Below are 24,818 nucleotides of genomic sequence, written 5' to 3'. Positions count from 1 at the left end.
CAAGGGCCTGTGTGGCTCTTTGAGGTGTCCCGTCAGGGCAAGCCGCAAAGCGGCTCGGGGGCTCAGTTCACCATCAGCTTGAACGGCCAGACATAGGCCTGCATGGTGACGAACAGACCCATCAGGCAGGCCAGGGCGATGGAGTGGAAGAATACGTAGCGCAGGATGTCGCCTTCGCGGTTGAACCAGCGTGTGGCGGTCGAAGCCACGACGATGGATTGCGCATCGATCATCTTGCCCATCACGCCGCCCGAGCTGTTGGCGGCGCCCATGAGGTTGGGGGACAGGCCCAGTTGGTCGGCGGCGACCTTCTGCATGCCGCCGAACAGCACGTTGGACGCCGTGTCCGAGCCTGTGAGCGCCACGCCCAGCCAGCCCATCAGCGTGCCGAAGAAGGGGTAGAGCACACCTGTGTTGGCAAAGGCCAGGCCCAGGGTGGTGTCGGTGCCCGAGTAGCGTGTCAGCGTGCCCAGGGCCAGCATCAGCACGATGGTCAGCAGCGAGTAGCGCACCAGCCAGGTGGTCTTGAAGAAGGTGCGCACTATGGTCACCGGGTTGTACTTCATGACGAAGGCACTGACGATGGCCGAGAACAGAATGGCTGTTCCGGTGGCAGACAGCAGGTTCAGCGTGTAGACAGCACCTTCCTTGGTCGGCTGGGGCACCACGGGCGGCATTTTCTCGATCAGATTGTGCAGGCCCGTCATGGGGAAGGCGGGGGCAAACAGGCTGTTGAGCCAGGCCTTGACCGGCGGCAGGCCCCAGATGAAGACAAACACCGAGAGAATGATCCAGGGTGTCCAGGCGGCGATCAGCGCGCTCTTGCTGTGCTTGGCCACGGGCTGTGGCGGCTTGACTTCGGAGGCGCTGATATCCTTGCCGCGCAGCGAGGCCGAGGTCCAGATCTTCTTTGGCTGCCAGACGCGCAGGAACAGGATCAGGCTGGCCATGGAAACGATGGCCGCGATGATGTCCACGAGTTCGGGGCCGATGAAGTTGGAGACCAGATACTGGGGAATGGCAAACGACAGGCCGGTGACCAGAATCGCGGGCCAGATCTCCATCATGCCCTTGCGACCGGCAAAGGCCCAGATCAGCCAGAACGGCACCAGCACCGAGAAGAAAGGCAGTTGGCGGCCGATCATGGCGGTCACTTCCATCAGATCGTAGCCATGGACCTTGGCCAGCGTGATGACGGGCGTGCCCAGGGCGCCAAAGGCCACGGGTGCGGTATTGGCGATCAGCGACAGACCAGATGCCGCCAGTGGAGAAAAGCCCAGGCCGATCAGGATGGCTGCCGTCACGGCCACGGGTGTCCCGAAGCCGGCAGCGCCCTCGAAAAAGGCACCGAAGGAAAAGGCAATCAGCAGCAACTGGATGCGGCGGTCTTCGGTGATCCCGGAAAGTGAATCCTGCAGCACCTTGAAGCTGCCGTTCTGCTCGGTCAGCTGATGCAGGAAGATGATGTTCAGCACAATCCAGCCAATGGGCAGCAGGCCGGTGAAGCCGCCGAACAAGGCTGCGCGCCCCGCCATTTCGCCGGGCATGTTGTAGACAAAGACTGCAATCAGCAGCGCTGCAATCAGGCCTGCTCCTGCGGCCAGGTGGGCCTTCATGTGCAGAAAACCAAGGCCCACCAGCATCACCACGACCGGAATGGCCGCCAGCAATGTGGATAGCCACATATTCGATAGAGGGTCATAGACCTGTTGCCAAACCATCTCTGTTGTCTCCTGTTTGTTGTGGTGACAAGGATGGTGGCTGTGCGAATAGGCTTGCATACCTAGCATTAGCCCTTGATTTTCCCTCGCTGAAGAAAATTTCAAAACCGGCATAAATCACTTCAAACCATAGTGAACTGCCGATGACGGCGATGAGGGCTACCATCGGGTTCAACTCCAATTACAAGGCTAGAAGTCGTGAGCGATCTTTCCAAAATCACCTGTATCGAAGACCTGCGTGTGGTGGCCAAGCGTCGTGTGCCGCGCATGTTCTATGACTACGCCGATTCGGGCTCTTACACCCAGGGCACGTATCGGGCCAACGAAGACGAGTTCCAGTCAATCAAGCTGCGTCAGCGTGTGGCCGTGAACATGGAAGGGCGCAGCACGCGCACCACCATGATCGGCGAGGAGGTCGCCATGCCGGTGGCGATTGCGCCCACGGGCCTGACCGGCATGCAGCATGCCGATGGCGAGATTCTTGGAGCCAAGGCCGCCAAGGCCTTTGGCGTGCCGTTCACGCTGTCCACCATGAGCATCTGCTCGCTGGAGGACATAGCCGAGCACACCGATCGCCATCCGTTCTGGTTCCAGCTCTATGTGATGCGCGACAAGGCCTTCATGGAGCGCCTGATCAATCGCGCCAAGGCAGCCAACTGCTCGGCGCTGGTGGTGACGCTGGACCTGCAGATCCTGGGTCAGCGCCACAAGGACATCAAGAACGGCCTGTCCACCCCGCCCAAGCCCACGCTGGCAAACCTCATCAATCTCGCGACCAAGCCGCACTGGTGCCTTGGAATGCTGGGTACCAAGCGCCGCAGCTTCGGCAATATCGTTGGCCATGTGGATGGTGTGGGCGATGTGTCCTCGCTGTCGTCCTGGACGGCAGATCAGTTCGATCCGTCACTGAACTGGAGCGATGTGGAATGGATCAAGAAGCTCTGGGGCGGCAAGATCATTCTCAAGGGCGTGATGGATGCCGAAGATGCGCGTCTGGCTGCACAAAGCGGTGCAGACGCGCTGGTGGTTAGCAACCATGGCGGCCGTCAGCTCGATGGTGCGCCTTCTTCGATTGCAGCCTTGCCATCGATTGCAGAGGCTGCGGGCAAGGATATCGAAGTCTGGATGGATGGCGGCATTCGCAGCGGTCAGGACGTGCTCAAGGCCCGCGCACTGGGTGCGCAAGGCACGATGATAGGTCGCAGCTTCCTCTACGGTCTGGGCGCTTATGGCCAGGCCGGCGTGAGCAAGGCACTGCAGATCATCCACAAGGAGCTCGACACCACCATGGCCTTCTGCGGGCACACCAATATCAACCAGGTTGGCAAAGAAATTCTGTTGCCCGGCACTTACCCGAAACCTTTCGAGCAGAGCTGATTGTTCTGCGGCATGAAAAAAGGTCAGTCCTTTGCAGGGCTGACCTTTTTGATTTTCCGGCGGTGTGTCGTGGCGTTCAGGGCTGCTCGAAACGCTTGCGCATGGCAAAGCCATAGCCCAGTCCCAGCAAGGCTGCCATGGCCGAGCCGGCCAGAATGCCCAGCTTGGCCGCGCCCAGCAGGGAAGCATCCGCAAAGGCCAGACCGCCGACAAAGATGGACATGGTAAAGCCTATGCCGGCCAGCAGGCCCACCAGCAGCACGCCGCGCCAGTTCAGGCCCTCGGGCAGGCTGCACAGCCCGCTCTTGACGGCCAGCCAGGTGCAGATGAAGACCCCCAGGGGCTTGCCCAGCACCAGGGCCACCAGCACGGCCATGGCCGTGGTCTGCGGTGCGGCAGCGCTCAGGTCTATGCCCGAGAACTGCACGCCGGCATTGGCCAGCGCAAAAATGGGCATGATGCAAAAAGCCACCCATGGATGAAGAATCATGGGAAGGCGCAGAGCAGGCGGCAGCAGGTCGCGCTGTGCGAGCTGGGCAATGCGCAACTCCTGCAGCAGGTGCTGCGGATCGGGGCGGCCGCTCAGCATCTGCTCACCGGCCTTGCGCATGGCCGTCTGTGCCGTGATCAGCAGCGGCATGGAGGCGGGACGTACAAACACAGGCGTCATCAGACCCAGCACCACACCTGCCAGAGTGGGATGAGCGCCGGTCTTGAGCAGACCGAACCAGAGAATGGCTCCGGGCAGCACATACAGAGGAGCGGCGGCAATGCCCATGCGGTTGAACAGCAGCACCAGCAGCACGCCGGCTGCGGCCACCACAAAGCCCATGGCCTGCAGCCCGCCCGAGTAGAAGAAGGCGATGATGAGCACGGCCACGATGTCGTCGATGATGGCCAGGGCCAGCAGGAAGATGCGCAGCGCTCCCGGAATATTGCGGCCCAGCAAGGCCAGCACGCCCACGGCAAACGCGATGTCGGTCGCCGTCGGAATTGCCCAGCCGTTGAGCAGCGTCCTGTCGTTGCCCGCCAGGGCCACGTAGATGAGCGCGGGCACGGCCACGCCGCCGATGGCAGCGATCAGCGGCAGACTGGCCTGGCGCAGGCTGGCCAGCGCGCCGTTGTGCAGCTCGCGACGGATTTCCATGCCCACGACCAGGAAGAACACCGTCATCAGCACATCGTTGACGATGAAATGCAGATCGGTGCTGAAGCTCCACGGGCCCAGCGTCAGCGCGACGGGGGCATGCCATAGTGCAAAGTAGCTTGGCGCCGCAGCGGAGTTGGCCCAGATCAGGGCGACGGCAGCGGCCAGCATGAGCACCATGCCGGCAAAGGATTCGATATGCAGCAGGTGCGAGATTTGTGCCTGCACGCGCTCGGTCGCGGATTGCAGCGCGGGAACACGGGGTGAATTTTGGGATGCAAAAGGCGCAGGGGCCTGCACAAGTGTTTGTGGGTCCATGTGTGGGTAGGTGTCTGAAGTCGTACGCTGAAGGCGTGCGGCACCTGAGGCAATTCCTGCTGGTGCCGTCTGCACTGCAAACGACTGGCGCGCTGGCGGCCCGACCTGCGCATGAACATTCACCTGCCATCGCCACCTTGTGTGACGGGCACCCAGCTGAAATTGTAGCTAAAGACGCAGAAATGGTCTGGATTTGAGGTTATTTTGCCGGGGTGGAGGCTTCGTCACCAGAACGGAAGCCGTTCGCGCTTCACGTCGCCTTGGCTTGAGCGGGTGGACTGCACGAATCGCGTCAGCACCGTCCGGCAGCCGGCGCTATGCTGGCGCGCTAACAAAAAAAGAAAGCGTCTCATGCCGGGCATAGGAATGGAATATTTGTGGGTGGGGGTGGTGCTGTTTGCGGCGGCGGCGCAGACGGTGCGCAACACGGCCCAGCGCTCGCTGACGGCGCAGGTCGGCACCTTGCCAGCCACGCTGGTGCGCTTTCTCTATGGCCTGCCGTTTGCTGCCATCTATCTGCTGGCGCTGTACAGTCTGGGCGATCCGTCCCTGGTGCTGCCGAAGTTCAGTGCCGCGTATCTGGGCTGGATCGCGCTTGGTGCCTTCTTTCAGGTTGCTGCCACGGCTGCCTTGCTCATGGCCATGAAGGAGCGCAACTTTGCCGTGGCGGTCACGCTGTCCAAGACCGAGGTCCTGCAGGTGGCCCTGTTTGCCGCCATGTTCCTGCATGAGCTGCCGAGCCGGCTGGCGCTGCTGGCCATGGTGCTTGCCACCGTGGGCGTGCTGATGCTGTCGCTGCCGCCGCGCGGGCAGCTGTTCACGCTCTCGGCTTGGACCAGCAAATCTTCGGTCTACGGGCTGATCTGCGGCGCCTGTTTTGCGCTGGCCACGGTGGGCTTTCGCGGCGGCGCGGTCGAGATCGCAACACTGGGCGTGAGCTCGCCCTGGCTGTCCGGGGCCTGGGGCGTGCTGATCGCGCAGACCATGCAGTCCGTCGTCATGAGCGCCTGGATTGCCAGAACCCATGAGCAGGGCCTGCGTCCCATCTTCAAGGCCTGGCGTATCTCGCTGCTGGCCGGCAGCATGGGCGCTGCGGCCTCGCTGGCCTGGTTCACCGCCTATGCCATGCAGGGGGCCGCTGCCGTGCGCACCCTGGGCATGGTGGAGGTGGTATTCAGCTATATCGTCTCGCGCAAGGTGTTCAGCGAGAAGCTGTCGCTGACCGAAAAGCTGGGCATGGCGCTGATGATGCTGGGCCTGGTGCTGATCTGTCTGCAGCTCTGATCTCAAGAGCTTCCAGCGCTTGTCAGTGCTCGTTTTCAAAGCTAAAAGTCTTTGAAATGAACTATGAAAAAGCGCAAGAAGCTTCTGAATCAATAGCGTGCTGCCGCGGCTGTCGCTGTCTCAGCTGCAGCCAGGGCATCGACAGCGCGGCTGTGCTGCGCCTCAGGCGGCTTGCTGTTGCGCTTGCGCCAGGCGTTGGCGCTGCTCGGGCTTGACCGCGTAGAGCCGGTAGCCGATCGTCAGCAGCGCAAACCACAGGGGCGCGATATAGAGCGCCACGCGGGTGCTGGCATCCAGCGACAGGCAGACCAGCACCACGGCCAGAAAGGCCAGCACAAACCAGTTGGTGAACGGCGCGCCGGGCATGCGGTAGGCCACGGCTGCGGCATGACCCAGGCTGACGGCGCGGCGATAGCGCAGATGGGAGAAGACGATGATGCCCCAGGTCCAGACGGCGCCTATGGTGGCAATGCTGGTCACGTAGATGAAGGCTTCCTCGGGCACCAGATAGTTCAGCACCACGCCGACCAGCATGAAGGCTGCAGAGATCAAAATGCCGGCGGCCGGCACATGGCGTGAATTGACCTTGCCCAGCCTGGTGGGCGCCTGTTTGAATTGCGCCAGCGTATAGAGCATGCGGCCCGTGCTGAAGATGCCGCTGTTGCACGAAGAGGCTGCGGCGGTGATGACCACGAAGTTGATGATGCCGGCGGCCGCAGGAATGCCCAGCTTGTCGAAGACATGGACGAAGGGGCTCATGTCGGGGCTGAGTTCGTTCCAGGGCACCAGCGACATGATGACGATCAGGGCGCCGATATAGAAGATCAGAATGCGGTAGACGATGCTGTTGGTGGCACGGGGCAGCACTTTCTCGGGCGACTCGGCCTCGCCGGCCGTCACGCCGATCAGCTCCACGCCGGTATAGGCAAAGCAGGCGATCTGCAGGGTGAAGACCACGCCCACCATGCCCACGGGCGCAAAGCCGCCGTGCGACCAGAGATTGGCGAAGCTTGCCGTCTGGCCCAGCGGTCCCCAGCCCGTGGTGATGATGGCCACACCCAGCACCAGCGTGGCAACAATGGTCACGACCTTGATCAGCGCGAACCAGAATTCCAGCTCGCCGAAGACCTTGACCGCAATCAGATTCACGCCCAGCAGCACGGCCAGGGTGGCGAGCGCCGGAACCCATTGCGGAATGGCCGGAAACCAGTAATGGGTGTAGATGCCTATGGCCGTGAGCTCGGCCATGCCCGTCACCACCCAGGTGAACCAGTAGGTCCAGCCAGTGACGAATCCGGCCCAGGGGCTGACATAGGTTTCGGCATAGGTGGCAAAAGAGCCGGCCACCGGGCGGTGCACCAGCAACTCGCCCAGTGCCCGCATGATGAAGAAGATGGCCAGCCCCGCGATGGCGTAGCTGACCAGCAGCAGTGGCCCGGCCTTGTGGATCGCCTTGGCCGAGCCCAGGAACAGGCCCACGCCAATGGCACCGCCCAGGGCGATCAGCTGGATGTGCCGGTCCTTGAGGCCGCGCTCCAGCTCCCCTGTCTGCTGCAGCGACTCCCCGGCTGCGCTTGGATGATTTCGACTCATGTTGTATGTCTCCGTTTTGCCATTCACACGGCAACAGCTGCCCCTCACGGGGCGCTGCGGCTGCCGTGTCTGGCTTGTTGATGAGGTTTTCAGGTCGTGGTCAGGCGCTGGCGGTGCTCAGCGTGGCCGGTCGGGGCTGTCTGCTGGCGCTGCCCATGGACTGCAGCACGAGGTCGCCGACCATGTCGGCGGTGACGGCCGACAAGGTCCAGCCCAGATGGCCGTGGCCGGTGTTGTAGAACACGCAGGGCTTGTTGCCGGGGCCCACGCGCGGCAGCATGTCCGGCATCATGGGGCGCAGGCCAGCCCAGGGCACGACGCTGCGCGTGCTGACACCGGGGAAGCACTGCTGAACCCATTCGATGAGCGGGCGGATGCGGTCGGCGCGGATGTCCTTGTTGAAGCCGTTGAACTCCGCCGTACCGGCAACTCGGAAGCGATCGTCGCCGAGGCGGCTGGTGACCAGCTTGGTCTCGTCGTCCAGCAGACTCACCACGGGGGCTGCGGCGCGGCTGGCTTCGTCCGGCAGATTCACCGTGATGGAATAGCCCTTGACCGGATAGATGTTGACGCTGTCGCCGAGCTGGGCGGCCAGGGCGCGGCTGGCCGTGCCTGCGCAGACCACCATGGCGTCGAAAGTCGAGGTCTCGGTTTCCAGGCCCTGGCGCACGGTCACGCTGGCCTGCTTGCCATTGCTGTTCACCGACACGATTTCCTGGCCGTAGCGGCATTGCACGCCCAGTCGCTCGCAGGCGGCGGCAAGGCCGCTGGTGAACTTGTGGATGTCGCCCGTGGAGTCGCTCTCGGTGAAGTAGCCGCCGTAGAAGGTTCCGGACAGGGTCGGCTCTATGGAGCGCATCTCCTGCGGTGTCACGGCGCGGCGCTCCAGACCGCCTTTGGCCAGCAACCGGGAAACCTTGCCCGCATGTTCAAAGCCTGCTCGGTCGCGGTAGATATGCAAGATGCCTTTTTGCTTCAGATCGAAGTCAATGCCTTCGCTGGCCGCCCAGTCAAACAGGTGCTCACGTGCCGCAATCGCCAGCCTGGCGGTCTCCACGGTGTTTTTCTCGTAATGGGGGATGGCAGCGAGAAACTGGCAGAACCAGGAAATCTTGTGCCAGCTGGGCCTGGGGTTGAGCAGCAGCGGAGCATCGCTCTTGAACATCCACTTGAGGCCCTTGACGATGGTGGACCAATGGGTCCAGACCTCGGCGTTCGAGGCCGAGAGCTGGCCGCCATTGGCGAACGAGGTTTCCATGGCGGCATAGCGCTGCTTCTCGAACAGGGTGACGGAAAATCCGCGGCGTGCGAGGGCGTAGGCGGTGGTCACGCCCGTGATGCCACCGCCGATGACGGCGATTGTCTTCATGATTCAGATTCCAGAAACGTCAAGGGTGGAGCCCGTGCGCAACATGCGCAGCGAACGCCCCCTCTGTTCTGGACCTGAGAGATTCACGAGGCAGGGCCTTGCGGCGCTGCTCGCTTGCTCCTTCGGTATGCCCGGCGGACGATGACGTCCGGACATTCTTCAGAGTGTGTGAAAGCGATGCCGATCCTTTGGCCTGAGAGTTTCCGGGGCGGTTGCTCCTTCGGCGCTGCATGCGCCAAGTTTGCGCTGCAGTCTCTCTCGGCATCACCGGGCTGAGAGCCTGTGGGCAAATGTAGGAAGAATGGCGGCGCCTGGATATACGGGTTTTCTAGACTTCTGCGCCAAGGCTCAGCCATGGCTGCTCATGTCGGGTCCATGCTATTTGATAGCGCCTGCCGCTTATCCTTCAAGGGAATATTGATTATTTGTCTATGAAAATGAATTTATTAAAGCGCAGTGTGCTTCTAAATTCATAGCGATAGACGCTGTCAAGTGCCGCCGAGCAGCCCCAGAGTCAGCCCCTGCATTGGCATGGCGGGTCATGGTCGGCGGTGGATTTGGGCAAAATATCGTCTTTGCCTGTCAATGGGCCCGGCGATATCACCGCTTTGCCATTGAAGCACCCGACTGGGGTGGCTGCCGATTCAGGATGCAACTGGCCTATCCGCCATGGCGTTCTGCTGTCATGGCTTCGTTCCTTTGTCCTTGTTGCCCGCGACCGTCATGGTCGCCTTTTTGCGTTGCCTGTCGCAGCGCCTGCGGGATGGTTGGGTGTTTTGTCCGGATGGGCGCAAACCATTACAACAAGACATTTATGTCCCAACCCAACTCAAGCCAGCAGCTCGCGCCGACTGGTGATGGTGACGATAACCAGCCCCGCTTGCACCGGGTGCTCAAGCAGCGCCACCTGAGCATGATCGCCATTGGCGGCGCCATCGGAACGGGCCTGTTCGTGGCCTCCGGCTCGGCCATCGCTCAGATCGGCCCCGGCGGTGCCGTGCTCACCTATCTGCTCATCGGCATCATGGTGTACTACATCATGACCAGCCTGGGCGAGCTGGCTGCCTTCATGCCGGTGGCCGGTTCCTTCTCGACCTATGCCTCGCGCTATGTGGATCGCGGCTTCGGCTTTGCGCTGGGCTGGAACTTCTGGTTCAGCTGGGCCGTGGTGGTGGCGGTGGATCTGGTGGCCTCGCAACTGGTCATGGCCTACTGGTTTCCCGATGTGCCGGGCATCCTCTGGAGCGGCCTGTTCCTGTTGCTGATGGTGGGGCTGAACGCGTTTTCCGCGCGCGGTTTTGCCGAGGCCGAGTACTGGTTCGCGCTGATCAAGGTGCTGGCCGTGGTGGCCTTTCTGATCACCGGCGTGCTGATTCTGTTCGGCATCATCAGCAACGGCCATGTACCGGGCTTCGAGAACTGGACCACGGGCGATGCGCCATTCGTCGGCAATTTCGCGACCTTTGTGGGCGTGGCCATGATCGTGGCCTATTCCTTCCAGGGCACGGAGCTGGTGGGCGTGGCGGCGGGCGAATCCGAGAATCCGCGCGAGAACGTGCCGCGTGCGATTCGCCAGGTGTTCTGGCGCATCCTGCTGTTCTATGTGCTGGCGATTGTCGTCATCGGCTTTCTGATTCCCTATACCGATCCGCAGCTGCTGCGCACCGATGTGGCCGATATCGCCGTGAGCCCGTTCACGCTGGTGTTCCAGCACGCGGGCCTGCTGTCGGCGGCCACGGTGATGAATGCGGTGATCCTGACCTCGGTGCTGTCGGCCGGTAACTCCGGCATGTATGCAGCCACGCGCATGCTCTACAACATGGCGACCGAGGGCAATGCACCGCGCATCTTCTCCCGGCTGACCCAGAACGGCGTGCCGCTGGTGGCCTTGATCGGCAGCACGCTGGTCGCCAGCCTGTGCCTCTTTTCCTCGCTCTACAGCCCGCAGGCCGTCTATATCTGGCTGCTGAATCTGGCCGGCATGACGGAGTTCATCGTCTGGCTGGGCATTGCCGTCAGCCACTACCGTTTCCGTCGCGGCTATGTCATGCATGGTCACGATGTGGGTCTGCTGCCCTACAAGGCCGGCGCCTTCCCCTTCGGCCCCATCTTTGCCTTCGTGCTGTGTCTGGTGGTGACGCTGGGCCAGAACTATCAGGCCTTCCTGGAAGATCGCATCGATTGGGGCGGCGTGGTGTCGACCTATCTGGGCATTCCGCTGTTCCTGCTGTTCTGGCTGGGTTACTGGCTGGTCAAGCGCAAGACCTGGGTCAGCTATGCCGATATGCGCTTTGACGAGCTCGAAGACATCAAGCAGGGCAAGGTTTCGTCCTGAGGCTGTTTGAGCCTTCCCCTTCTCTGTTCGGGAGGGGATGGCAGCAGGTCCGGGGGCTGGCGCTGCTTGCCGTTTCCCGGTGTCTGTGTGCCTGTTTGACGCATGACTGCCGTCTCTGGCCAGCCCAGGCAAAATCGGTGCTGTGAGCGATCTTCCCACCAGCCCCGAGCCCAGACCCAGGCGCATCGCGCATCTGGACATGGATGCGTTCTACGCCTCCGTGGAGCTGCTGCGCTACCCGCAGCTCAAGGGGCTGCCGGTGGTGATCGGTGGTGGGAGGCGCAGCTTTGACGAAGAGCTGCTGGCGCGGCATGCGGGGCGGCCGCTGTCCGAGATCCCGGTGGCGGACTTTCCGCTGCTGCGCGATTACACGGGGCGCGGCGTGATCACCACGGCCACCTATCCGGCACGGCAGTTCGGCGTGGGCTCGGCCATGGGCATGATGAAGGCCGCCAGGCTGTGCCCGCAGGCGATTCTTCTGCCCGTGGACTTTGCCGAGTACAGGCGCTTTTCCCGGGCCTTCAAAGAGATCATCGTGTCGATTGCTCCGCTGATGGAGAACCGCGGCGTGGACGAGGTCTACATCGACTTCACCGACGTGCCCGGCGGCCAGCGCGAAGGCGGACGCGTGCTGGCCCGGCTGATCCAGAAATCCATCTTCGATGCCACGGGCCTGACCTGCTCGGTCGGTGTGGCTCCCAACAAGCTGCTGGCCAAGATGGCCAGCGAGTTCAACAAGCCCAACGGTATCTCCATCGTCCAGCCCGAAGATCTGCAAAGCCGGATCTGGCCGCTGGCCTGCCGCAAGGTCAACGGCATAGGGCCCAAGGCCGATGCCAAGCTCAAGAGCCTGGGCATAGAAACCATTGGTCACCTGGCCGCGCAAAGCCTGCCGCAGCTGCTGCACTGGTTTGGCAAAAGCTATGGCCATTGGCTGCACGAGTCTGCCTGGGGGCGGGACGAACGCGCCGTGGTAACCGAGAGCGAGCCGGTTTCCATGAGTCGCGAGACCACCTTCGAGCGCGATCTGCATGCCGTGCGCGACAAGGCCGAACTGGGCGCGATCTTCACGGACCTGTGCGAGCGTCTGGCCGAGGATCTGCAGCGCAAGGGCTATGTGGGGCGCACCGTGGGCATCAAGCTGCGCTATGACGATTTCAGGATCGCCACGCGGGACCAGACTTTGAACCTGCCGATACAGAATGCGGCAGCCATCCGCCTGGCCGCAGGCCAATGCCTCAAGCGCGTGCCGCTTGGCAAGCGCATCAGGCTGCTGGGGGTCAAGGTCTCGGGCCTGATTGCCGAGCAGCTCTGGCAGGCAAGTGCCGGCGATCCTGCGGCTCGCGAGCTGCTGCTCAGACCTCATGGTTTGACCTCGGTCAAGCATTCGGATCCCTATACCGCATCTCTGTTCTGAGCCTGGGGGCTCGGGAATGATCACTGTGCGATGATCCAAGTGTGAATTTGTGTATCTGGTTAACCAGCTGTCGACGGGATGCCTGATCGCTCACTCTCGAACAAAAACTAAACAGGCTTATTGGAGGAGTGCAAAGCATGCGCCTGAACCTGCCGGTATCTCAACAAAACTACGACTTTCCAGGTGACGAGCTGCTGGTCTCCAGCACCAACACCAAGGGCGAGATCACCCATTGCAATCCCGCCTTCGTGCGCGTCAGCGGCTATGGCTATGAAGAGCTGATCGGCCAGCCGCACAATCTGATTCGCCATCCCGACATGCCGGCCGCCGCCTTCAAGGACATGTGGCGCACCATCGCCCATGGCTATCCCTGGACGGCACTGGTCAAGAACCGCCGAAAGAACGGCGACCACTACTGGGTGCGCGCCAATGTCACGCCCATCATGGAAGGCGGCAAGCCCAGCGGCTATCTGTCGGTGCGTACCAAGCCTTCGGCCAGGGAAGTGGCCGAAGCCGAAGCGCTGTACGCGCGCATGCGCAACGAGGAAAAGCAGGCCCAGGCCAGCTTCCGCCTGCGTGCGGGCGCGGTGCGCCGTCTGGGGCTGATGGGCTGGTGGGACGGTCGCAAGGATGTGGGCCTGGTGGCGCGCATGGCCTGGTTGCTGGCCATCGTGGCCTTGATCGCCATGCTGCCCGATATGCTGGGCTGGCAGGGTGCGGCCGCCTGGGGCTGGCGTGCTGCAAGCCTGGTGGCAGGCGGCGCATTCGTGCTGTGGCGCTTTCAACGGCGCTGCGTGGCGGGACTGGAGGAAGCCAGCCGCTTTGCGGCCGATGTGGCAGCCTGCAATCTGAGCACCGAATGCAGCCAGAGCTACAGCGGTGCCGTGGGGGCGCTGATGCTGAGGTTGCAGCAGATTCAGATCAATCTGCGCGCCGTGGTGGGCGATGTGCGTACCGAGGTGCAGGGCTTTGCCCAGACCGCCCATGAAATCGCCCAGAGCAGTTTCGATCTGGCAGGGCGTACCGAGTCACAGGCCACCAGCCTGCAGCAGACTGCGGCCTCGATGGAGGAAATTTCGGGCACCGTGTCGCAGACGGCCGATACGGCACAGTTCATGGCCGGTGCCAGCGACGAGAGCAGCAAGGTGGCCAGCCGCAGCGGCGCGGCCATCAGCGAAGTGGGACTGGCCATGGAGCATATCCGCGGCTCCTCCACCCGCATGAGCGAGATCATTGGCGTGATCGAGAGCATTGCCTTCCAGACCAATCTGCTGGCGCTGAACGCGGCCGTGGAAGCGGCGCGGGCCGGCGAGCAGGGTCGCGGCTTTGCCGTGGTGGCGGGCGAGGTGCGGGCACTGGCCCAGCGCAGCGCCGAAGCGGCCAAGGAGATCAGCGTGCTCATCAACCGCACGGTCGACGGCATCAATGACGGCAACGCGCGCATGCGTGCCGCGGGTCAGACCATAGACGGCATGGTGCAGGCCGTGGACAAGGTCGGCTCCCTGGTGCACCAGATCAGCATTGCCACGCGTGAGCAGTCGATAGGGATCTCCCAGGTCAACGAGGCCGTGGCCCAGCTCGACTCCGTGACCCAGCAGAATGCGGCCCTGGTGGAGCAGTCGACCAGTGCTGCGCAATCGCTGCGCCAGAGTGCCAAGACGCTGGAGCGTTCGGTGGACGTGTTCCATCTCTAGGCTTTTGTGGTCTTGCTCTGAAAAGGCAGCCTTGGAGCTGCCTTTTTCACATCGGCTTTCGGTAGGATTGCGCCATGAGTGTTGTGCTGATCCTGATCGCCATTGCGGCGCTGGCCCTGTGTTTGCTGATCTGGCTGATATCGCGTTTGCGCGCTGACGCCAGACCCGCGTCGTCTGCAACTGCCCAGCAGGAGGCCGAGCCGTCCGTGGCCCAGGCCGGAACGGCGTCGGAGGTGGCGGCGCAGACACTCTCCGATCAAGCGCTTGCGGCGCAGGCGGATACGGCGTCAGAGGCCAGCAGGGATGTGAATTTTCGCCCCCAGGGCGAGCGCGGCATGGGCGGTCCCATCTATGGCGATGTGCTGTGTGCGGACGGCGTCTACCTGCCCCATGTCTGGGAGATGGACATGCACACCTCCTATGACGGGCGCTGGCTGCGCACGGGCTTTTATGACAGCGAGGCCGCCCATCTGGTCGATCGCAAATCACGTCGCAGCTGGGTGATCAGCAAGCCGGAAGGCGAGCTGCTGGATGCCATCCACTGGCGCATGCCGCGCTGGAGTGGCGAGAGCATCAACGAAAGCGGCATTGCCGACGATGCGCATGTGATCATGTCTGATGCCAGCTTCGAGGCCTGGCTGGGCGAGCATATGGCTGCGCAGCCGCAGTCCCTGCTGCAGGTGGTGGATCTCTGGGTGCCGGCCGACTGTCTGCCTGCCGAAGTCGCCCGGCCCATGCCGACTCTGCCACAACCGGCTCAGCCCACCTCAGTGCCGCCGGTGGCGCTGCAGCGCCACTGGCCGGCTTCGCTGCGCAAGCTGCGCTATCCCATGGCTCCGCTGCAGAATCCGCACTGGCAGCTGATGCTGGGTGAGGCCGCCCAGCCCTGGGTGCTGGACGAGAGCCACAGCATGGTCTGGCGTGCCGATGCCCGGGCCTTTGCGCTCTATGCCTACCCCACCCAGGGCGATGCCAGCCAGGCCAGCCTGCGGCTGGCCGTCTGGACCATGGAGCGAGGCTGGCAGCAATGGCCGGAGTTGATGCCCGAGGATCGCAAGCCCTGGGCCCTGGCCCTGCCGGATCTTGAGCCGCCGAGCGAGCCGCAAGCGCCAGCGGTTTTGCCGCTGAGCTGGCTCAATGAACTGCTGCTGCAGAAAGTGCAGCTAGATACGCCCGAGACCGAGCGCCTGCACGATGGCACCAGCATCAGTTGCGCCATGAGCGAGGTGGATGTCTGCGCTGCCCATCAGCGCGATGGCCTGCCCATCCTCAAACCCTCGCTTCCCTTGTGTTTCGACTGGCTGCGTGATCCGGCGCAGCCCGCGCTGTGGCGCGCGCAGAGCGAGCCGCTCAAGGGGCAGCGCTTGATCTGGACCCTGTCCAAGCCTGCCAGGGAGGAGCTGGGCGAAACGGCGGCCTACAACCTGCAATGGGGCGAACGCCATCTGCCCGGCACCTGGGCGCTGGAACACGTGATCGTGCAGGGACGCTGGGCGATTCTCATGCCGCATGGGCGTGCACCGATTCGCGGTGGCAGCGGCAGCCTGCAGGTCTGGGACGGGGAGCGCCTGCAAAGCGTGGACCTGCCCTGGCCCGTGGTGCGGCTGGCCGCTGTGCCTTCGGTCAAGGGCGGCATGGCTGCCCGCCTGCGCGTGCTGGCGCTGACGGCCAGCTTGGCGGACAAGGACTGGGACCCCTCCACCGCATCCTGGCGCTGGCCTCTGCAGTCCGTATCGGCCAGCCATCTGGCAAGACCCGACTGGCGCCCGCTCTACTCAGAGCGCGAACTGGCGCCCGATGCGCAAGGGCGCTGGCAGTTGCTGCCGCGCTGGCGCGAGGTGAGACAGATTCAACACCCCTGTTCCGACGGCGACTATGTCTGGCGTGATGATGTGCGCGGCGACACCGTCTGGTGGTGGGGCGGCGTGAACGAGCGCGTCAACCACTATTGGCAGCATGATGAACCTCGCAAGGACGGCGTGATCATGACGCGCAGCGGTCTGGCGTTCTGTGGTGTCGGGCCCTGCGCCTGTCCCCATCCTTCAGGCGAAGGCTGGGCCTTGCTGGAGCCCGTGGAGACTCGCTATGGCGAGCTGGGTCAATGGCAGTTGCACTGGCTCAACCCCGTGGAAAAGGAAGTACGCACGCTGACACTCAAGGCGCGCATGCCGGTGCTGCAGGGCTGGGATGCCCAGGGCCTGCATTGGCAGGATCTGCCCTTGCCTGACGAAGTGGCGCTGCAGGGCGAGGCCAGCGCGGTTCACAAGCCCCAGTCGGAGCCCGCAGCGGCGCGTCAGCTCGTGGTAGCGCAGACCTGGCAGCGTGCTGCCGTCGAGCCCCTGCGCCAGGGCATGAACGGGCTGTGGCTGCGCATTCAGGATCTGCGTTATGCCGAGGCTTTGCTGGGACAGGATGACTGCCCATGGAAGAGTTGATTCCCTTGAGCCACTCTGCGGCTTCCCCCTGGGGGGACGGCAGCTTTGCTGCGGGGCGGCCCTTGCTTGCTGCCCCTGATTGAGTCGGTGCTGGTGTTACTGGCGTGCCGTACGCACGTTGGCGGGCAGGGCACCCGGGTGGCTGGTGCGGAAGGGGTTGATGTCCAGGCCGCCGCGGCGTGTGTAGCGGGCGTAGACGGCCAGCTTGATGGGTTTGCAGCGGGTCCAGATGTCCATGAAGATGCGTTCCACGCATTGCTCATGGAATTCGTTGTGATTGCGAAAGCTCACCAGGTACTGCAGCAGACCTTCCTGCTCGATCTGCGCACCGCTGTATTGAATCTGCACGCTGCCCCAGTCGGGCTGGCCGGTGACCAGGCAGTTGCTCTTGAGCAGGTTGCTGACCAGGGTTTCGCTGACGGGGGCTTCGTCGTGGTTGGCGCGCAGCAGCTCGGGAGCCGGCGTGTACCGGGTGCACTCCACATCGAGGCGGTCCAGCAGCAGGCCGTCCAGCTCATGCACTTGCTGGGCATCGAACTGCTCTGCCTGCAGCAGCCGCACGCCCACGCTGCCCTGGGCCTCGCTGCCGCGCCAGGTGGCTTCGGACAGATCGGTGCGCAGGCGTGCCAGCACCTCGCTGGCGTCGGCAAAGCGGGTGTTGTTGAAGCTGTTCAGATACAGCTTGAAGGACTTGCTCTCGATCAGATTGGGCGTTTCGCAGGGGATGGTGAAATGCGCCAGCGCCACCTGGGGCTTGCCGCGCAGATTGAGCCAGGAAACTTCGAATGAGGTCCACAGATCGGCGCCAAAGAACGGCGGGTTGATGGCGGCGCCGATTTCCTCGCGCTTGGTCAGGCGTGGCAGGGGGAAGAGCAGGGACGCGTCGTACTGGTCCACATAGGCCGAGCTTTTGCCCAGCTGCGATTGTTCAGGGGTGTGCATGATTCAAAAACAAAATGGCCAGCAGTAAAAAAGATAGCTGCTGGCGCTTTGTAAGTATGGGTTGGAGCCTGTTTTTTTACTTGAACTCTCGTTCGCGCAGCCACTTGGTGGCAATCCATTTTTCGCCTTCCAGCACGGGAGCGCCGCCGTGCAGGGTCTTGGTGGCCGGGTCGGGCCGGTTATAGCTGAAGAATACGGCATTGCCACGGCGCGGAACGACCTGCAGCCCTACATCGGGAAAGGTGGTTGCGCCGCCGCGCGCGGGCTCGTTGAGATACATGACCAGGGTTCCCACACGCTGGCCGCCACGCTTGAGTATGGTCGGCGTGCCGGGCTCGTTGGGTGCGAAGTAATCGTAATGCGGCTTGTATTCGGCGCCAGGCCGGTAGTGCAGCACCTGCATGCCCTCGCCGTTTTCCAGCGGCCAGTTCAGCAGGCGTGCGATGCGCTGCTCGACAAGGCTGATGAGCTCGTTCTCGCCGCGCTGAAAGAACATGCCATTGCTGGTGCGGTCATCGTTGACAGCCTCGCCGCCGCTCTGGTTGTCCACGGTCAGCGAGCGCCGCATGCGCGGGCGGGCAGCTGCGATGATGGCATCGCACTCCTCGTCGGAGAGTAGATTGCCGAACACCACCACGCGCGGGTGGCGCACGCTCATCAGCACATGGACATCGCGATCGCCGGCATGGACGCAGCAGGGATCGGTCAGCAGATCAGGCTCGGGAACCCCTGACTCATGGACCTGCACTGCCACTTCGGTTTCGGGCCGGGCTGCTGCGAAAGGCAGGGGCAGTTCACCCTCTTCGGGCAGAGCCAGCGCGCGGCGCGCCAGATGCTCGGCCCAGCCAGCCTTGCGCATGGACTGCAGCAGCGATGGCAGCGATACGCCGGAGGCGCTTTGCGCGCGCACCCATTGCATCAGCTCGGGTGTCAGGCCGGGAGGTGTGACGAACTCGTCTTGGGTGGAGGTGCTCATGTCGACAATGCTAGTGTGCACTGATGCCGATTTCAATGCGCAGCGTCAGTCTTGCAGCTTGCGGCGGAACACCAGCTTGCCGGGCGTGCTGGCCTGCTCGGCCAGCGCATAGCCTTCCAGGTCGAACTTGCGCAGGTCGGCCACCTTCCTGGCCTTGTGCTGTACGGCCCAGCGCACCATCAGTCCGCGTGCGCGCTTGGCATGGAAACTGATGATCTTGTACTTGCCGCCCTTGAAGTCCTCGAAAACGCATTCGACCACGGGGGCCTTGAGCGCCTTGAGATCCACTGCCTTGAAGTATTCCTGAGACGCCAGGTTGACGACAATGCGCTCGGCCTGGGCGTCACCGTGCTCGGCTTGCGCAGCACTGCGTTCGTTCAGGTAGTCGGCAATCTGGGTTCCCCAGAACTGATAGAGGTTGCTGCCCTTGGCGTTTTCCAGCCGGGTGCCCATCTCCAGGCGGTAGGGCTGCAGCAGATCCAGCGGGCGCAGCACGCCGTAGAGGCCGCTAAGGATCACGACATGCTCCTGGGCCCAGTCCAGCTCCCTGGGCTTGAGGCTGGCGGCATTCAGGCCTTCATAGACATCGCCATTGAAGGCCAGCACGGCCTGGCGCGAGTTCCTGGTGGTGAACTTGGCACTGAACGCTTCGTAGCGGCCCACATTGAGTACGGCCAGCTTGTCGCTGATGCTCATGAGCTCGGAAATCTGCTGGGGCGATTTCTCGCGCAGCACTTCGATCAGTTCCAGGGGCTGCTTTTTGAAAACCGGCAGCGTGTGCGGCAACTCGGCGGAAACAGGGCTTTCATAGTCCAGCGATTTGGCCGGAGAGATCAGAAACAACATGGCTTGACGTTCACTCAATCAAAGAAAGGGCGCATGAAAAAGGGCCAAGGCCCCATCCACCGGAGTGGACAGTCCCCTTGGCCCTGTGATGCCGGAAGGCAGTCTGCTTAGGCGTTGACGCCTGCAGCCTGTTCTTCCTTCTCGAACGGCAGCTGCATCAGGCTCAGATCCTTGCGGGTCTCGACCAGAATCAGCGGGCCTTCGTCGAGCACCACCACCGGTGGGCGCTCGCGCGGAATGCGCACGGGCTTGGGCTCAGCGGCAATCGCAGCCTGGACGGCGGCGATCTTTTCGGCATCGGAGTTGATCCATTCCAGACCCGATGCGGCTGCCAGGGCCTGCAGCTCGGCAATCGGCAGCGCATAGCTCTGTGCCTTCGTTGCGACTGCCGGAGCAGGAGCCTCGGTTTCAGCCACAGGCTCCACGGCGGCAGCCTGAGGCTCTGCGGTAGCAGCAGGTTCTGCTTGCACGGGCTGAGAGAGTTCTGCCACAGGGGCGACCGATGCCACCACGGCTTCTGCAGCCACGGGTGCCTGCACTTCTGCAGCAACAGGCGCTTGCTCTGCCTGAGCCTGAGGCGCAACAGCATCAAAGTAGCTGCGGCGTGCCGGCTGCTCGCCAGCGTCTGCGGCAGGCACTTCGACCGGGGCCTGGGCTTCGGCAGCCTGCTCTGCAGCCTGGCCTTCTGCCTGGGCATCGCGCGGTGCACGGTCGCGGCGGTCACGGCCGTAGCGGTCACGCGAACGGCGCTGACGGGGCTCGCGTGCGGGATCGCCTTGCGCTCCATCCTGTGCCTGCGCATCCGCAGCGTCGACCTGGGCGGTGTTCAGCACCGTTTCGTCGGCCACGGCCTGCATGGCGGGCTGGGCATCGGCGTTGCGATTCTGACGCTCGCGGCGGCCTTCACCGCGTTCACCGCGCTCATTGCGTTCTGTACGCTCACCGCGTTCCTGGCGGTTGCGCTCGGGCTTGGGAGCTGCGTTGAACTCTTCGCCGTTCAGAGCAGCTTCTGCCACCTGGGGCTGGCGCTCGTCGCGACGCTCGTTGCGTTCGCCGCCGCGGCGGTTGCCGCGCTCGGGACGGTCCTGACGCTGTTGCTGTTCGGGACGCTCGTTGCGTTGCTGCTCGTCACGACCCTGGGCATTGCGGCGGTTGTTGCGGTCGCCGCGTTCGCTGCCATTGCGCTCCGCGCTGTTGCGGTCGCTGCGCTCATTGCGGTCACCGCCACGGCGGTTGCGGTCGCCGCCACGGCCTTCGCTTCGGCGGCCGTCGCGGCTGCCTTCACGGGCGGCAGGAGCGGGAGCCTCGGCCACGGGAGCGGGCGCTGCCACGGGAGCCGGTGCGCCAAAGCCGAACAGATTCTTGAGCCAGGCAAAGAAGCCTTGCTCGCGCACCACGGGGCGGGCAGCAGCGGGAGCGGGCGTCGCAGCGGCAGCGCGAGGCTGGCGCGGTGGGCGAGGCTCGGCAATCGGCGCGGGAGCATCGGGCAGCACTCCCTTGATGACGGGAGTCTGCTTGTTGGTAGGCTCCTGCGAGCGGCGTGTGACCGTGGTCACCTCTTCGGGCTCGTCGGCCAGCTTGTAGCTGGCTTCCATGGATTCCAGGCGCGAGTCGTCGTGCTTGAGGCGCTCGAGTTTGTAGTGCGGCGTGTCCATGGACTTGTTGGGCACCATGATCACGTTGACGCGCTGCTTGAGCTCGATCTTGGTGATTTCGCTGCGCTTCTCGTTGAGCAGGAAGGAGGCCACTTCCACGGGCACCTGGCAGTGCACGGCGGCCGTGTTGTCCTTCATGGACTCTTCCTGGATGATGCGCAGAATCTGCAGCGCCGAGCTTTCCGTGTCACGGATGTGGCCGGAGCCGCCGCAGCGTGGGCAGTTGATGTGGGCGCCCTCGGACAAGGCGGGTTTGAGGCGCTGGCGGCTCATTTCCATCAGGCCGAACTTGCTGATGGTGCCGAACTGCACGCGGGCGCGGTCCTGGCGCAGGGCATCGCGCAGGCGGTTTTCCACTTCGCGGCGGTTCTTGGCCTCTTCCATGTCGATGAAGTCGATCACGATCAGGCCGCCCAGGTCGCGCAGGCGCATCTGGCGCGCCACTTCGTCGGCTGCCTCGAGGTTGGTGCGGGTCGCGGTTTCCTCGATATCGCCGCCCTTGATGGCGCGGGCCGAGTTCACGTCCACGGAGACCAGGGCTTCGGTATGGTCGATCACGATGGCGCCGCCCGAGGGCAGGGTCACGGTGCGCGAATAGGCGGACTCGATCTGGTGCTCGATCTGGAAGCGCGAGAACAGGGGGGCGTCGTCGCGGTAGCGCTTGACGCGGGCAGCGTGCTCGGGCATCACATGTGCCATGAACTGCTGGGCCTGTTCGTAGATGTCATCGGTGTCGATCAGGATGTCGCCGATGTCATTGTTGAAATAGTCGCGGATGGCGCGGATCACCAGGCTGGATTCCTGATAGATCAGGAAGGCGCCCTTGGAGGCCTTGGCGGCGCCGTCGATGGCGCTCCACAGCTTGAGCAGATAGTTCAGGTCCCACTGCAGCTCGGGGGCCGAACGGCCGATGCCGGCAGTGCGTGCAATGATGGACATGCCCTTGGGGTACTCGAGCTGGTCCATGGCCTCCTTGAGCTCGGCGCGGTCCTCGCCCTCGATGCGGCGCGAAACGCCACCGCCACGGGGGTTGTTGGGCATCAGCACGACATAGCGGCCGGCCAGCGAGATGAAGGTGGTCAGGGCTGCACCCTTGTTGCCGCGCTCCTCCTTTTCGACCTGGACGATCAGCTCCTGACCTTCGCGGATCACGTCGTTGATGCGGGCCTGGCTGGGCGAGACGCCTTCGGCAAAGTATTGCTTGGAGATTTCCTTGAAGGGCAGGAAGCCGTGACGGTCTTCGCCGTAGTCCACAAAGCAGGCTTCGAGAGATGGCTCGACGCGGGTCACGACGGCCTTGTAGATATTGCCCTTGCGTTGTTCGCGACCTTCGATCTCGATCTCGTAGTCCAGCAGCTTCTGGCCGTCCACAATGGCCAGGCGGCGTTCTTCGGACTGCGTCGCGTTAATCAGCATCCGTTTCATGATGCGTTTCCTTTATTCGTTTTATGAGGCACGTTGGTCACAGACCAACGCACCTTTGACTGGTAATCAAAGACAGGCTCAACAGGAGCCGTGATGCCAGACGAACGAGTTGAAACGGATGAGGAATCTGGGGCGGTACAGGACGGCGCTACTGGCCTGATCTCAAGTCAGTAGCGGAGGTACAGGCCGGGGGACGAGCGGGAGAGGACGCGCATGCAGACGGGGTACAAAAGAAGCCGACGCGCGTGCTAGGGAGGTGGGTGGTTTCTTTGAGACATGGCTCGTCCCGGGGGCCGGCCGTGCCTTGCCCCAGAGGTTGATCAGCAATGTCCAAAAGATCCACATGCTCGTTGAGAGAACCGACAGTTGCAGGCTGCTTTTGCCTGGACAACTGCACGGTATGAGATTCCGTATCAGTGTTTCAATTCGTCAGCCTTTGCCAGGCTCTCACAGGCTGCTGCAGCTCATCTTGACTGCAATTTGCGTGTGCAAAACTGGCGGGCATCGACCTGCCTGTGCGGTGGGAAATGATTGTTTGGACTAAACTCCATGCGAATCAATCACTTACAACTAAGCTCGGCACAGGTGAAACACATTATAGAGGGCAAACCGGCACAGGACCGGTCCCAGAATACGGCCGCGGCCTCAGTACGGCTGATCGAGGTCGATGAAGACTCCGCCGGACAGCGACTCGACAACTTTCTCATGCGCCACCTCAAAGGGGTGCCCAAGACCCATGTCTACCGCATCATCCGCAGCGGCGAGGTGCGCATCAACAAGGGGCGCGTGAGCGCCGAGACCCGGGTTCAGCCCGGCGACGTGGTGCGCCTTCCCCCGGTCCGGATTTCCGAAAAAGTCAGCGAAAAAGCAGAACGCCCAGCGCCGGCTAAGGACTTTCCCGCCCTGTTGGATGACGAACACATGCTTGCATTGTCCAAGCCTGCCGGCGTGGCCGTGCATGGAGGCTCGGGCGTGAGCTTTGGCGTCATCGAGCAACTGCGCCAGGCGCGTCCTGATGCCAAGTTCCTCGAGTTGGTGCACCGGCTGGATCGCGAAACCTCGGGCATTTTGCTGGTGGCCAAGAAGCGTTCCGCGCTCATCAATCTGCAGGACCAGTTTCGCGAGCGCGAGACCGGCAAGACCTATCTGGCACTGGTGCAGGGGGCCTGGCCGGCCAACAAGAAGGTCATCGATCTGCCGCTGCACAAGTATCTGCAGGCCGACGGCGAGCGCCGCGTGCGCGTGACCACGGCCGATGACCCGGATGGAATGCGTTCCATCACCCTGGTCAAGGTCAGAAAGCTGATCGAGCCGCGTCCCCTGCAGGGACTGCCTGCGATGAGTCTTCTGGAGGTGACCATCAAGACAGGTCGTACCCACCAGATTCGCGTGCATCTGTCATCGCAGGGGCATCCCATCGTGGGCGACGACAAATATGGTGATTTTGATCTCAACCGTCGTGTGCAAAAGCAGGGCCTCAAACGCATGTTTCTGCACGCCTGGCGGCTACAGTTCAATCATCCCGCCAGCGGCGAGCGTGTCGAGCTGCGTGCCGAGCTGCCGCCGGAGCTGGCGGATTTTGTGAACTGACAGGCTTCATGACTACTGAAAACCATAGCGCCCGGCGACCACGCCGCTTCGATCTGATTGCATTCGACTGGGATGGCACGGTGGCGGACTCCACCGCCATCATCAGTCGCAGCATCCAGGAGGCGGTGCGTGATGTGGGCGGCACTGTGCCCAGCGACGAGCAGGCTGCCTATGTGATCGGCATGGCGTTGATGCCGGCCCTGGCCCGCGCGGCACCTGATGTGCCGCCCGAAAAATATCCTGAGTTGGCCAATCGCTATCGCTTTCACTTCTTCAAGCATCAGGACGATATCTGCGTGTTTGACGGCATACTGCCGCTGCTTGCCGAGCTGCGCGAGCGCGGCCACTGGCTGAGCGTGGCCACGGGCAAGAGCCGCATGGGGCTCAACCATGCGCTGCAGGATCCGCAGCTCAAGGGATTGTTCGACGGCTCGCGCACGGCCGACGAGACCGCTGGCAAGCCCAGTCCGCTGATGTTGCACGAGCTGATGGCCGAATTCGGTGTGGAACCCGAGCGAACGCTGATGATTGGCGACACCACGCACGACTTGCAGATGGCGCAGAACGCCGGCTGTGCCTGTGTGGGGGTTTCCTATGGTGCCCATGCGCCCGACGGCTTCGCCCAGTTCGATCCGCTGTTCGTGGCCGATTCCGCGGCACAGCTGCGGGCCTGGCTTCTGGCCAACGCGTGAGG

The 24,818-nt window shown here is 63.1% G+C and carries 17 protein-coding genes and 1 riboswitch; of the genes, 8 read left to right on the top strand and 9 right to left on the bottom strand.

Going from position 1 to position 24,818, the window contains the following annotated elements:
• Window positions 1-62: 62 nt before the first annotated feature.
• A complete protein-coding gene (locus EIC84_RS05770) occupies window positions 63-1,721 on the bottom strand; it encodes an L-lactate permease (protein ID WP_003067746.1) in 1,659 nt (552 codons plus the stop codon).
• A complete protein-coding gene (locus tag EIC84_RS05765; RefSeq protein WP_131361368.1) occupies window positions 1,699-1,887 on the bottom strand; it encodes a hypothetical protein in 189 nt (62 codons plus the stop codon). Before EIC84_RS05765 ends, EIC84_RS05770 begins: the two co-directional genes overlap by 23 nt.
• A 32-nt stretch (window positions 1,888-1,919) precedes the next feature.
• On the opposite strand from EIC84_RS05765, the gene EIC84_RS05760 reads away from it, so the two are divergent.
• On the top strand, window positions 1,920-3,098 hold the full coding sequence (locus EIC84_RS05760) for an alpha-hydroxy acid oxidase (protein ID WP_003067744.1): 1,179 nt from the start codon (window positions 1,920-1,922) through the stop codon (window positions 3,096-3,098).
• A gap of 76 nt (window positions 3,099-3,174) precedes the next feature.
• Here EIC84_RS05760 and nhaA read toward each other — a convergent pair whose 3' ends face one another.
• Complete coding sequence (gene nhaA, locus EIC84_RS05755) at window positions 3,175-4,563, bottom strand: Na+/H+ antiporter NhaA (protein WP_003067742.1); 1,389 nt, start codon at window positions 4,561-4,563, stop codon at window positions 3,175-3,177.
• A 351-nt stretch (window positions 4,564-4,914) separates the two neighbouring features.
• Between nhaA and EIC84_RS05750 the strand changes: the two genes are divergently transcribed.
• Window positions 4,915-5,847 (top strand): DMT family transporter, encoded by a 933-nt coding sequence (locus EIC84_RS05750; protein WP_034362722.1) that lies wholly within the window; start codon window positions 4,915-4,917, stop codon window positions 5,845-5,847.
• A gap of 162 nt (window positions 5,848-6,009) precedes the next feature.
• Here EIC84_RS05750 and EIC84_RS05745 read toward each other — a convergent pair whose 3' ends face one another.
• Both EIC84_RS05745 and EIC84_RS05740 read right to left on the bottom strand, forming a co-directional pair.
• The gene (locus EIC84_RS05745) at window positions 6,010-7,440 is read right to left on the bottom strand and encodes an amino acid permease (RefSeq protein WP_134737302.1); all 1,431 of its coding nucleotides are present in this window, start codon (window positions 7,438-7,440) and stop codon (window positions 6,010-6,012) included.
• 100 nt (window positions 7,441-7,540) lie between these two features.
• The gene (locus EIC84_RS05740) at window positions 7,541-8,809 is read right to left on the bottom strand and encodes a D-amino acid dehydrogenase (protein ID WP_003067736.1); all 1,269 of its coding nucleotides are present in this window, start codon (window positions 8,807-8,809) and stop codon (window positions 7,541-7,543) included.
• Between the two features lie 171 nt (window positions 8,810-8,980).
• Window positions 8,981-9,080: riboswitch (glycine riboswitch) on the bottom strand.
• A gap of 543 nt (window positions 9,081-9,623) precedes the next feature.
• Here EIC84_RS05740 and EIC84_RS05735 point away from each other — a divergent pair.
• The 4 genes from EIC84_RS05735 to EIC84_RS05720 all read left to right on the top strand — a co-directional run bounded on the left by EIC84_RS05735 (window position 9,624) and on the right by EIC84_RS05720 (window position 16,690).
• Window positions 9,624-11,144 (top strand): amino acid permease, encoded by a 1,521-nt coding sequence (locus EIC84_RS05735; RefSeq protein ID WP_003067734.1) that lies wholly within the window; start codon window positions 9,624-9,626, stop codon window positions 11,142-11,144.
• Between the two features lie 199 nt (window positions 11,145-11,343).
• Complete coding sequence (gene dinB, locus EIC84_RS05730; RefSeq protein ID WP_167598995.1) at window positions 11,344-12,561, top strand: DNA polymerase IV; 1,218 nt, start codon at window positions 11,344-11,346, stop codon at window positions 12,559-12,561.
• 137 nt (window positions 12,562-12,698) lie between these two features.
• A complete protein-coding gene (locus EIC84_RS05725; protein WP_003067729.1) occupies window positions 12,699-14,255 on the top strand; it encodes a PAS domain-containing methyl-accepting chemotaxis protein in 1,557 nt (518 codons plus the stop codon).
• Window positions 14,256-14,329: 74 nt separating this feature from the next.
• Complete coding sequence (locus EIC84_RS05720) at window positions 14,330-16,690, top strand: hypothetical protein (RefSeq protein ID WP_003067727.1); 2,361 nt, start codon at window positions 14,330-14,332, stop codon at window positions 16,688-16,690.
• A 96-nt stretch (window positions 16,691-16,786) separates the two neighbouring features.
• Here EIC84_RS05720 and queF read toward each other — a convergent pair whose 3' ends face one another.
• From queF to EIC84_RS05700, 4 genes are all read right to left on the bottom strand, one after another.
• Window positions 16,787-17,632: an NADPH-dependent 7-cyano-7-deazaguanine reductase QueF gene (gene queF / locus EIC84_RS05715; RefSeq protein WP_003067725.1), complete on the bottom strand. Its 846-nt coding sequence runs from the start codon at window positions 17,630-17,632 to the stop codon at window positions 16,787-16,789.
• A gap of 76 nt (window positions 17,633-17,708) precedes the next feature.
• Complete coding sequence (locus EIC84_RS05710) at window positions 17,709-18,608, bottom strand: 2OG-Fe(II) oxygenase (protein WP_003067722.1); 900 nt, start codon at window positions 18,606-18,608, stop codon at window positions 17,709-17,711.
• A 45-nt stretch (window positions 18,609-18,653) separates the two neighbouring features.
• Window positions 18,654-19,454, bottom strand: coding sequence for a peroxide stress protein YaaA (yaaA, locus tag EIC84_RS05705; protein WP_003067720.1), 801 nt, complete (start codon window positions 19,452-19,454; stop codon window positions 18,654-18,656).
• A gap of 107 nt (window positions 19,455-19,561) precedes the next feature.
• Window positions 19,562-22,534: an Rne/Rng family ribonuclease gene (locus EIC84_RS05700; protein WP_034362719.1), complete on the bottom strand. Its 2,973-nt coding sequence runs from the start codon at window positions 22,532-22,534 to the stop codon at window positions 19,562-19,564.
• A 585-nt stretch (window positions 22,535-23,119) separates the two neighbouring features.
• Here EIC84_RS05700 and EIC84_RS05695 point away from each other — a divergent pair.
• Both EIC84_RS05695 and EIC84_RS05690 read left to right on the top strand, forming a co-directional pair.
• Window positions 23,120-24,124 carry an RluA family pseudouridine synthase gene (locus EIC84_RS05695; protein ID WP_050788990.1) on the top strand — a complete coding sequence of 335 codons (1,005 nt, stop codon included), beginning with the start codon at window positions 23,120-23,122 and terminating at the stop codon, window positions 24,122-24,124.
• 8 nt (window positions 24,125-24,132) lie between these two features.
• Complete coding sequence (locus EIC84_RS05690; protein ID WP_003067711.1) at window positions 24,133-24,816, top strand: HAD family hydrolase; 684 nt, start codon at window positions 24,133-24,135, stop codon at window positions 24,814-24,816.
• The last annotated feature ends 2 nt before the right edge of the window (window positions 24,817-24,818 follow it).

The organism is Comamonas sp. A23 (genome assembly GCF_004522605.1).
Lineage (GTDB): Bacteria > Pseudomonadota > Gammaproteobacteria > Burkholderiales > Burkholderiaceae_C > Comamonas > Comamonas thiooxydans.
The sequence above is the reverse complement of the archived record's forward strand: the minus strand, read 5'-3'. Positions and strand labels throughout refer to the sequence as shown.